Below are 10,131 nucleotides of genomic sequence, written 5' to 3'. Positions count from 1 at the left end.
CCTGATCTGCTCAGTCATCCATCTTCGGGATCCTGGCATCGGTATGAACCAGTACCACGTCATCAATCATCCGCAGCCGAACACGTCTTCTGCTGTTTCTCTTTTTTATCAGCCACAGGCACGCAGCCAGACAGACAGCGGCAATGATAGCCAGAATCACAATGATCCATTTCGTTTTGTCCATTGCCAGTCATCCTTTCTAGTCCACCTTGATCAGCAGGGCGGTAATGTCATCCTTTTCCCCACGCCTGCGGTTCAATGCGATCATCTTCCTGCAGTTCTGCTGCATTGCCTTTTCATCCGGACATGCCTGATAGTCAAGTGCCTCCAGAATCTCCTGTTCTTCCAGACAATGCCGGAAGCCATCCGAGCAGATCAGCCAGGTCTCTTCAGGACGGAACGTCCCGCAGACAACCTGCGGTGCAATCTTCCTGGAAGATCCGATGGACTGTGTCAGGACATTGCGCCGGGAATCAACAGCAGCTTCTTTGCTGCTCATCCTTCCATGCTCCACTTCCCGCTGTACGAAGGTATGGTCTTCACTCACCTGGTTCAATGTGGAGCTCAGGCGGTAGATCCTGCTGTCGCCTACATGCACGATCACATAGGAATCATTGATGCCGAGGATTCCGGTGAAGGTGGTGCCAAGCAATTCATGCGTCTTTTTTCCGTATTCATTCAGACGTTCGTTCAGATCCTTCAGCATGGAGCTCCATTTAGCACCGATCACCGAGAAGTCCGGTTCTTCCACCTCGTAGGGAAGTGCCTTAGAGAACCACTCATCAAACACATGGACTGCTTCTCCACTCGCCAATTCACCATCTGCAAGACCGCCCATGCCATCACACACGGCTGCCAGAAGCACTTCTCCCCTCTTCCAGAAGGCATGCTTGATCAATGCCGAATCCTGGTTCACGTTTCGTTCAAGACCTCTGTCGCTTTCAACAACTGCAGTGAAATGCCTGCGCATGGTTTCCCTCTTCGATCACACATGGAAGAGGAAAACCTCATTGCCAAGCTTGACCTCATCTCCTTCATTCAGTTCAAACTCCTGATGCGGTGCCAGCTTCCTGCCGTTCAGGTACGTATGATTGGTGGATTCCAGATCCTCCACATACCAGGAATTTCCTCTTGTTACGATGCTTGCATGGGAATGACTGACTGCCGGGTTGTCCGTGATCATCCAGTCGGCGTTTCTTCCTTTGCCTATGACAAACACCTTCTTGTCCACATCCCGCTTCTCACCGGTGGATTTACGCTCCATGGAAGGATAATGAACAGCCTCCTGGTTATCCCAGAGCAAAGATGTAGCGCCGGATTCCTGTGGCTCCTCCTGATCAGCCAGTACAACAGTTGCCCCGGCATCCGGTTCAACCCTTGCCTGTGGGCGGGATGAAGCTGCCGGCTGCGGCATAGACGGTTCTCTGTGAGATGACTGGACTGCCCACCCTCTTTCCTCGGCTGCCGGCTTTGGTGCAGGTCCTGCAGTTACAGCACCATGCTTCAGCACATTGCCGATCTCCGGGTCGATGCTGTCAATGGTTCGCTCAATATCTTCAGGAACGAATCCTCTCTGGCCTTGCAGCCAGAAATAGAACCGTGAAATACTGTTCTGTCCTTCTTCCGTATCACACTTGTAGCTTGCCGCAAGATCCTGGATGAACTGCAGCGGATCATTGTCATCCTTCCGTTCCTTGATCGGGCAGAAAAGGAGCTGCAGCCCCTTGGTTGAAGTGTTGTAGAAGACAGCCTCGGTATGATAAAGAACCTCACGGGTGGAAAGATGGCTTTCCTGCAGACTGCTGCAGGCCATGACAACCTGGTACACCACGAAGAAGAAGTCATGCGCAGAATGCGGCGTTTTCAGCCAATCATGAAGCGGAATGCTCTTCAGACCTTCATATTCAATCGTGTGATGCCTGGTGGAAACAATCTTCATGAAGCCGAACAGATTGATCCCGGCAATGCTGAAATTGCTCAGGGACACCTCATTGAGATGCTCATTCAGCTTCATGGAATACTTCACATTCACCTGCGAATCACGGTAGACGTATTTCAGCTTGTTCATATTCAGTCCTTTCTGTTTCGCTTATCAGACACCTCGCTGACATTGTGAGTAACCAGCGATTCTCAACTTTTCCATACAGAAATAACGAAGCGCCAATTCCGGATAGGCAACAAATACATCAAGTTTCATGCAATCAGACTCTCTCATAAAGGTGCAGTGTTTTCTCAGAATACTGAGGACATGGATCAGCACTTCATCACCGTCCATACCCTGGCAGTCTTTTTGAACTTTGAACAGTGCACAGTATCGATTGATATACTTGGTAGCTACTCCTCTATACTTCCGATACTGCAGATCTACTGCACTGTGAAAACTGTTCACGTTGTTAATATGATTTGTGCTGTCGCGCTGGGCATCATCTACTATGACATGATGGCAGGCACGTTCTTCAAGAACCTTATCATAGATCGTTGTTCCGTCTGTGAAAGCATATGATTCTCTTCCGATCAAAGGGGAGATATGCTCAATGTCCTGTGATGATGGCCTGCCCATGTTCCAGCAGTGAATAAAACCAGTGCCCTGTCTCTGAACACCGGTGACCATACATGCCTGTTCATCAGAAATACCTCTTTTCGCTGCAGCCTCGCCACGTTTGCGTGCTCCTCGTATAATGTCACGCTCTCCCTTGTGGGAATACAGGACATATTTTTCATCCAATTCAACCTGATCCTGAAGACTCACAGGTTCTTTCTCCTCAGCTTCTTCCAGGGCTTTCAATAGTTTGTGGCGCATCCGTAATACCGTTCGTGAGCTGATATCCACATTGGCGGCTGTATACTCAATACCATCTCCATGCACTGTCTGCTGAATAACCTCATTCCAAATAGCTTGTGGCTGTTGAGAATACCAGGTCAGCTGACCATAGTCCTTTGCGAATCTGTGATTGCATGAAATGCAACGCCACATCGGCTTACTTCCCGAATGTTCACCATTGGTAAAACCGCCACCTTTCCATTTTTCATTGCCTTTCAATATATAACCGCACTTCGGACACTTGCTGATCATATAAGTGCTGGCTTCCTCAATATCACGACGTGCTTTCTCAAGCATCCGGTAAAGACTATCTCTCTGAAAATTGCAAAGTGCAGGTTCTACCTCGTTGAACTTATCCCTCAATTCACTGCTGTCTACCATGGGAACATCCTCCTGTCAGACATAGGATAAGCGGGAAACCGGATACAACAGTCCCGTTTATGGGACTTCTTTGTGATTTCCTAAGATTTTTTCACTATGTCAGCGAGATGTCCGATAAGCGTTCTGTTTTCTTCCAGCACGACTGTTGATTCATCATCCTGCCTGTTGTTTTCTTCCAGAGGAACAGTTGCACCATCATCAGGCAGCGGCATCGTCGCATCCTCTTCCTGCAGACTGTCCAGCGGAACAGCAGCTTCATCTCCTGCATTCCGTTTGACATACTCTTCCAGGGATACCGTCTTCTGAGGATCTTCCTGTGTCGAAGCCTCCAGTTTCACGGTTGCCCCGACGGTGGAGCCCATCTGCTTCACCAGTTCCTCTGCCCCTGCATCATCGCGGATCGCACCGGTACCGGCAGACAGCTCAACGCTGTCCTTCTGCCTGATCTGATAGGAATAAGCCAATGGCTTTATCCTGAAGATGATGGCAAGAACCACGGAGGCAATCAGAAGTGCGATGCCTGCGATCATCAATATCATGCCCATGACAATCTCCTCTCAATTCAGCCATCCGCCGCTCTTCAGCTGCTCCACAGCACTTTCCAGCTGCTGCATCTGGCCTTTGGCTTCATCACTGACCGTCTTTTCACATCCATCCAGGTATTCCTGGTAGGCTTCGTTATAATTCCGTTCACCCTGCGGCTTTGCGCCTTCGATCTTCATTAACGTCGTAGCCTTGTAGATATACGGATCCGCAAGATCCGGGAATGCCGTCTTCATTTCCTCCACTGTCTTCAAGGCAGTGTCATAATCACCGGCATTGAAGTATGCCCAGAATGCACCGGTATACAGATTCGGTTTGGAAATGCCGAAGCTGATGACCTTTTCATACGCCTTGGCAGCCTGGAGGAAGTCATCACTGTTTTCTTCGCTCTGTCCAAGGTTGCTGTAAGCCCTTGCAAGGCGCTCCCACAGCACCGAATTGTTGCTCATGGAAGGACTGTCCATGGCCTTGTTGATCAGCGAAATGATCTGGCTGTTGGCATCTGCAATATATTCACTGTCTTCAGGCGCAAGTTCATAGCTGTCGCGCAGTGCAGCACTCATTTCCAGAACGATCTTCTGCTTCAGGGTGTCATCGCTGGTGATCTCCAATGCATGGCTGTAGCTGTCAACAGCTTCCTGGTATTCCCCGTTAAGGGCATGCACTTCGCCTTCCAGATATGCTGCCTCATCCTCGTCTGCTGTCTCCTGCATACTGGTGAAGACCGCAAGTGCTTCCTCTTTCCTTCCAAGCCTTGCCAAAGCAATGCCGTAGTTCAGACTGCTGACATACGAAAGCTCCGTGTCGGATTCCGTCACCCGCTGGTATAATTCCGCAGCTTCTTCATAGCTTCCCAGCTCATATTCAGCCGAAGCCATGGCATTCAGGACTTTTGCTGAATCTTCCTTCACCTTGCCGTCTTCAATCAGTTCATCGGCACGGTTCAATGTTTCCTGAAAGGAATCCAATCGGTTCAGTGTATCCAGTTCTGCTTCATAGGCATCGCTTTCTGAAGGCTGCATGGATTCTGCCTCCTGCACCATGCTCATGGCTGCTTCCGCATCATTGTCGGCATACGCTTGTTTGAGAAGATCATGATACTGATCCAGCTGTTCCTGGCGGTTCATGAAGAAACCCAATGCAAAAACGGCAGCACCGGCGGCTGCCAGTCCGATAATATATGCCCTCCTTGCCTTCTTCCTTGTCAGATATACCTGATAGGCATGGTCAAAGAGATAAATATGATCCAGATCATAGAGGAGTTCTTCAGCACTCTGATAGCGCTGTGCAGGCGCCTCCATCATGCACTTCTTCAGGATTTCATTGAGGCCGACGGAAATATCCGGGTTGAAGGAACGAGCATCACCTTGATACGGAGGATATGGCTTGACAAGCGGACTCTTGCCGGTTGCCAGGTGGAAAATCGTCTGGCCAAGTGCATAGATATCAGTCCGGGCATCCGTAACGCCGCCATGGACAAACTGCTCTGGTGCTCCATACCCACGCGTTCCGCCGTTGACTGCCTTCCGGGATTCAGCGTTCTCCTGCTGGGCGATTCCGAAGTCAATGACCTTCAGCTTACCGTTTTTCTGCAGCATGACATTGCTTGGCTTCATGTCGCGGTAAATGATCGGGAATGGCTTCTGCTCATGGAGATACTGCAGAACTTCTGCAAGGTCATGGAACCATCCGAGTACGATTTTTTCCGGAATGATGTTCTGCTTCTGCAGGACCTTGTCCAGGGAATTGCCGTCCACAAAATCCATGACGATGAAAATGCTCTCTTCATCTTCGAAAATGTCATAGATTCTCGGCAGCATTGCATGATCCAGGTTCTTGAGAATGTCAGATTCCGCCATGAAGTCAAAATGCGTACTCTTGCGCACCTGTTTGATGGCGACTGCCTTGTTCAGGCGAAGATGCCAGCCTCTGTATACCGTCGACATGCCACCTTTGCCGATGATATCCATGACGCGGTATGTTCCGTTGATAATCTGCTCTCTCATATCGTCCCCTGTGAAAGAATGCAATTCACCGGCATAATTCAATGCCGGTTGTTGTTATTAATATTAAGGAAAAAAGAGTTCAGCATCTTTATCGGACTGCGATTTTCGCTGTCCACGGAACTGTCCATTCCCGAGATGAAAAAAGCACCCCGCATGACCTGCAGAGTACTGGTGATTTATTCAGACGGAAGGTCCATCATTCTCCTGATTGATGTCTGAAGCATAGGTGATGACATAATGCATACGGCCGTCGATCCTGGCGGAGCCGAACACTTCCGTCAGCCTGCCTTGATCGTCCAGGACAAACTGCGGTGCATTGCCGACGGTATAGTATCCTGCTTCCACAATTGCCGCGCCAGTATCATCATAGCTGACCTCAAAAGTACCGTTCTGATTCAGTTCTGAATGCATCGTCCGCTTCAGGAACCTGCCTGTTGCTGCATCATACACATCCACCACGCTGATAACATCACAATCGTCCATCAGGATGATTCCTGTTCTTCCTTGAGAAGGAGCTGCACTCATCAGAAACAGTTCCGGCTCCACGGCACCGAAGGCACAGGTATCGAAGGCATATTCCACCACTACGGTATCTCCGTTGTCTTCTCTGTCAAAGCTGACAATCTCCGGGCTCTCGATGCTTGTCGGAATACCCTGTTCATCAAAGAAGACATCAATGTCGATATCCATGGTCGTTTCTCTGTATTCCTGGATCACGCCATCTTCGCTGTAGGTGGTCATGAATGTCCAGTCATCATAAGGATCTGAGGTTTCACTGATACTCTTGACCTTGCCATCATCGTAGAATTCCACAGTGATCGGCATCCATCCTGCAGTCGAATGCGTATAGGAATCATCATCCGTTTCCACCTGAACGAGCTCAGGATCTGCATCCGGTTTTAATCTGTAGTTATACTTCCAGTGTTCAGTTTCACCGTTCTTATCACCGTCAACACTGGAAGGATACTTCCTGATTTTATCCATGTTCCTGCGCTGGCGTTCCAATTCCGGACTTGTCTCTTCATTCAGTTTTTCTTCCGATTCCCTCTCTTCTTCATCTGCGTCCTTGAAGTCACCGTTCATCCATTTCATCTGGATTTCGAAGGCATAATCATCCGGTGTTTCAGGATCGTGCTTCACAAGCTTTTCATATTCTGTGTCAGCCTGCGGCACATCATTCTGTTCCAGTAAAGTACGAACCTTTCCTCTTTGTGCCTCATAGCTGTCAGGATCCAGCTTCACAGCCTGGTCATAGCTATCATATGCATCATTGAAATCTTCCTGCAGCAGGTATGCATCGCCCAAACCTGTAAAGCCTGGTGCATAATCCGGCACATTAGCCGTGAGCTGCGTATAGGTATCGATTGCCTCTTCGGCCTGTCCCTGATCCATATAAATCCCAGCCAGGGCGAGATAGGCATCTGTCTTCTTCGGAGATACCTTGATTGCCTCCTGCAGGATCGTAACAGCTTCTTCATAATTTCCTGCGCTGAGGTCCTTCATTGCTTCTTCATATAATGTTTTGTAGTTCTTCCCACAACCGGTCAAACTGATCAGAAGAACCGCTGCAAGCAATCCCTTGATTTCCTTCTTCATGTATCTTCTCCCCTTCAAAGTGATCAGATACATTTTAAGACAATATGTAATGGCCTCCCTGTGATCTTGTAGCGCCGAGGATCATCCCAATATACTTATGTTGGCCAAAAGATACAGGGAAGTTGCCTCATACAAGAAAGGAAGGCCATTACACATGAAAGTATATATTGGGATCGACGCACACACAACAAATTACACACTTGCAACATGGGTAGAAGGCGCAGAGCAGGCGATTAACATCAACACATACTCACCTGCCATTGGTAACATTGTCAATTACTGCAAGGGACTCAGGAAGCAGCTGGGCAAGGATATCGAAATCCTCACAGGTTATGAAGCGGGTGCCTTGGCTTCGAGCTTTACAGAGATCTGAAGAAGAACGACATCAACTGCGTTATCATGGCTCCATCCTCCATTGTCGGCACTGAGATCAACCGCAGGACCCGTACCAAGAATGATAAGAAGGATGCCATTGCGATCGGCAAAGCACTGATGTACAGGGACTACAAATCAGTACATGTTCCGGATGAGGAAGATGAAGCAGTCCGTGATTTCATCCGCATGCGTGAGGACCAGCGCAAGGCACTTAAGGTAACCAAGCAGCAGATCGGTGCCTTCTGCCACCGTCATGGATACCATTTTACAGAGGGAAAGAACTACTGGACGAAGAAGCACATTACCTGGCTGAAAGCATTACCTGTTTCAGATGTCTTGAAGGAAACCCTGGATGAATATCTCCTTGCCTATGAACAGCAGGTTGAAAGGATTGCACGGCTGGACAAACGGATCGAAGAGATCGCAGCACAGGATAAGTATAGGGAGGCTGTTCACAATCTGACCTGCTTCAAGGGAATCAAGACCGTTACTGCGCTGGCTCTGGTTACTGAGATCGGCGACTTCAGCCGATTTGCCAAAGCAAAGAGCTTCTCTGCTTTTCTAGGGTTGGTTGCAGGCCAGCTGGACAGCAGTGACAGTAAATCGCACTTGGGGATCACCAAGCAGGGCAATAGTCTGCTCAGACGGTTGCTTGTAGAGGCAGCCCAGTCCTTCTCAAGAGCTACACCAGGGAAGTCTGCCGCATTGAAGAAACGGCAAGAAGGATGCAGTGGCACCGTGATTACCTATGCCGACAAGGCAAATGAACGTCTCCGGAAGAGATACCATACATTGGTCTTGTACAACAAGAAATCCCATAACGAGGCGGCTACTGCAGTTGCGCGCGAACTCGCCTGCTTTGTCTGGGGAATGATGACAGATCATATGCACACTGCACTTGCATGAATCATGTGAACCAGGGGCTCTGCCCCTGCGCTTCGCTACCCCGGGATTTTCTGACGATATGCCTTACCGAAGGGATAGCCAGAAAGAAAAGGCGAGACGTCAAAGTCTCACCCTTCGTTTAAGGACCGTGCCGCCGTTCGGAGTTGCGTCCCCGCAGAGCTCATGATCCTCGGCATCGGCAGATCTATTGTAACGTTGAAAGCACGTCATTGAACAAACAGTAACTTGTATTACCAACAGTATTACTACCAACCATCGTTAAGGGTATAAGGAAGGAACTGCCGGTATAACTTGACGGTTCAGCTATCTGCGGCAAACCTTTGATGGCACATCTTCCTTGTGATCCACGATTTAAGACGGCAGAGCTGGCGGCGAAACCATTGGCCTGTGGGGTGGGATGAGCACTTGATCCCTGATACACGAATAACAGAATGGCTAACTACCGCGAACTGTTTGAATCTTCCGGGGATCCTTCCCTATGCCCTTAACAGAAATGAATGGTGCCATGAATTTTCAAACATGGAAAAAGGGCATCTGAACATCAGTGCGAATGAAATCGGACTCCGTGGCTCTCTGGATGACCTGCTCGGACAGTTTCACGAAAAGTATCCGAATATTATGATCTCCCTTGAGAACATGCCTTCACAGGAATCACTCAAAGAATTAAGTCAGGGGATTATGGACTTTGCATTCATTACTTCTACAGTTGAACTGCATAAACCATTCCGGCAGGTAATCTGCAAATCGTTCCATGATATTCCCGTCATCGGTTCAGAATTCAAAATAAAAAATCAGAGTTTTCAGACCTTGAATGATCTGCAGAGGGTTCCCTATATCTGTATGAGCAAAGGGCATAACACATATGATTTATATGAAGAATTTTTCCATGATGAAGGTCTCCGGATGAATGTCGATATGTTTACTAATTCATTTGCAATGATCATGCCTATGATTGAGCATGGACTTGGATATGCATTCATGCCTGATTTCATTGCAGAAGACTCAATCAATACCGGCAAAATTTTCTCTCCGAAGATCAAGGAGCAGATGAAGCCGCGAAATATCCGGATGATTTATGATTCAACATACCCGCTTAGTGTTGCAGGGAAAGCCTTTCTGGATATTACCTTGAAATATGCAAAACAGCATGCCATGAAGGCTGGCAGATAACTTCAGCGGCCTGTTTTATCGCTTTTCCAATCAAGTAACACCCAGTAATCAATGCCATAAGTAAATCTAAAATGATGAAGTGCCCAAACAAGAATTCAATTGCAATGTCTTCAAAAGAAAAAGCGGATTCCTATTCTGCCCACGAATTAGGCATTCAAAGAATCTGCAATTTCTATACAGCGATTCCACTAATGCAATTTCAATAAGAGACTGTTAGATTATAATTTATAAAGTTTCTTTCTTCTGGAACAGTCTCCTGCTTACGTGCATTTTTTAACTTCTTCTTGCAGCTTACGTCATCTGCGCAATATGACAGGTTGAATGGAAGGCAGA

At 48.2% G+C, this 10,131-nt stretch carries 10 protein-coding genes; 3 read left to right on the top strand and 7 right to left on the bottom strand.

The genetic code is table 11. The features are described 5' to 3' along the window. Positions 1-10: 10 nt before the first annotated feature. From C7E00_RS16275 to C7E00_RS14260, 7 genes are all read right to left on the bottom strand, one after another. The gene (locus C7E00_RS16275; protein WP_167836625.1) at positions 11-184 is read right to left on the bottom strand and encodes a hypothetical protein; all 174 of its coding nucleotides are present in this window, start codon (positions 182-184) and stop codon (positions 11-13) included. A 15-nt stretch (positions 185-199) separates the two neighbouring features. Further along, complete coding sequence (locus C7E00_RS14285; RefSeq protein ID WP_105305011.1) at positions 200-970, bottom strand: PP2C family protein-serine/threonine phosphatase; 771 nt, start codon at positions 968-970, stop codon at positions 200-202. Between the two features lie 15 nt (positions 971-985). Next, positions 986-2,068 (bottom strand): FHA domain-containing protein, encoded by a 1,083-nt coding sequence (locus tag C7E00_RS14280; protein WP_105305010.1) that lies wholly within the window; start codon positions 2,066-2,068, stop codon positions 986-988. A gap of 24 nt (positions 2,069-2,092) precedes the next feature. Further along, positions 2,093-3,202 (bottom strand): IS1595 family transposase, encoded by a 1,110-nt coding sequence (locus C7E00_RS14275; protein ID WP_105305009.1) that lies wholly within the window; start codon positions 3,200-3,202, stop codon positions 2,093-2,095. An 80-nt stretch (positions 3,203-3,282) separates the two neighbouring features. Beyond that, positions 3,283-3,747 (bottom strand): hypothetical protein, encoded by a 465-nt coding sequence (locus C7E00_RS14270; protein ID WP_105305008.1) that lies wholly within the window; start codon positions 3,745-3,747, stop codon positions 3,283-3,285. Positions 3,748-3,759: 12 nt separating this feature from the next. Beyond that, a complete protein-coding gene (locus C7E00_RS14265; protein WP_105305007.1) occupies positions 3,760-5,751 on the bottom strand; it encodes a protein kinase domain-containing protein in 1,992 nt (663 codons plus the stop codon). A gap of 180 nt (positions 5,752-5,931) precedes the next feature. Beyond that, positions 5,932-7,347 (bottom strand): tetratricopeptide repeat protein, encoded by a 1,416-nt coding sequence (locus C7E00_RS14260; protein WP_167836624.1) that lies wholly within the window; start codon positions 7,345-7,347, stop codon positions 5,932-5,934. Between the two features lie 154 nt (positions 7,348-7,501). On the opposite strand from C7E00_RS14260, the gene C7E00_RS16555 reads away from it, so the two are divergent. The 3 genes from C7E00_RS16555 (at position 7,502) to C7E00_RS14245 (ending at position 9,798) form a co-directional block, all read left to right on the top strand. Then, positions 7,502-7,720: a hypothetical protein gene (locus tag C7E00_RS16555; RefSeq protein WP_105305005.1), complete on the top strand. Its 219-nt coding sequence runs from the start codon at positions 7,502-7,504 to the stop codon at positions 7,718-7,720. 26 nt (positions 7,721-7,746) lie between these two features. After that, entirely contained in the window at positions 7,747-8,628 is an 882-nt protein-coding gene (locus C7E00_RS14250) for an IS110 family RNA-guided transposase (RefSeq protein ID WP_239928586.1), read from the top strand. A 339-nt stretch (positions 8,629-8,967) separates the two neighbouring features. Then, a complete protein-coding gene (locus C7E00_RS14245) occupies positions 8,968-9,798 on the top strand; it encodes a substrate-binding domain-containing protein (RefSeq protein ID WP_167836623.1) in 831 nt (276 codons plus the stop codon). Positions 9,799-10,131 lie beyond the last annotated feature (333 nt).

Source organism: Anaerolactibacter massiliensis, assembly GCF_900290205.1.
Lineage (GTDB): Bacteria > Bacillota_I > Bacilli_A > Erysipelotrichales > Erysipelotrichaceae > Bulleidia > Bulleidia intestinalis.
Note: the sequence above shows the minus strand (reverse complement) of the source record. Positions and strands in the feature narration are given on the sequence as shown.

Excerpts from the sequence above, each read along its gene's own strand:
- C7E00_RS16275 (WP_167836625.1), bottom strand. The coding sequence starts at position 184 with ATGGACAAAACGAAATGGATCATTGTGATTCTGGCTATCATTGCCGCT.
- C7E00_RS14285 (WP_105305011.1), bottom strand. The coding sequence starts at position 970 with ATGCGCAGGCATTTCACTGCAGTTGTTGAAAGCGACAGAGGTCTTGAA.
- C7E00_RS14280 (WP_105305010.1), bottom strand. The coding sequence starts at position 2,068 with ATGAACAAGCTGAAATACGTCTACCGTGATTCGCAGGTGAATGTGAAG.
- C7E00_RS14275 (WP_105305009.1), bottom strand. The coding sequence starts at position 3,202 with ATGGTAGACAGCAGTGAATTGAGGGATAAGTTCAACGAGGTAGAACCT.
- C7E00_RS14270 (WP_105305008.1), bottom strand. The coding sequence starts at position 3,747 with ATGGGCATGATATTGATGATCGCAGGCATCGCACTTCTGATTGCCTCC.
- C7E00_RS14265 (WP_105305007.1), bottom strand. The coding sequence starts at position 5,751 with ATGAGAGAGCAGATTATCAACGGAACATACCGCGTCATGGATATCATC.
- C7E00_RS14260 (WP_167836624.1), bottom strand. The coding sequence starts at position 7,347 with ATGAAGAAGGAAATCAAGGGATTGCTTGCAGCGGTTCTTCTGATCAGT.
- C7E00_RS16555 (WP_105305005.1), top strand. The coding sequence starts at position 7,502 with ATGAAAGTATATATTGGGATCGACGCACACACAACAAATTACACACTT.
- C7E00_RS14250 (WP_239928586.1), top strand. The coding sequence starts at position 7,747 with ATGGCTCCATCCTCCATTGTCGGCACTGAGATCAACCGCAGGACCCGT.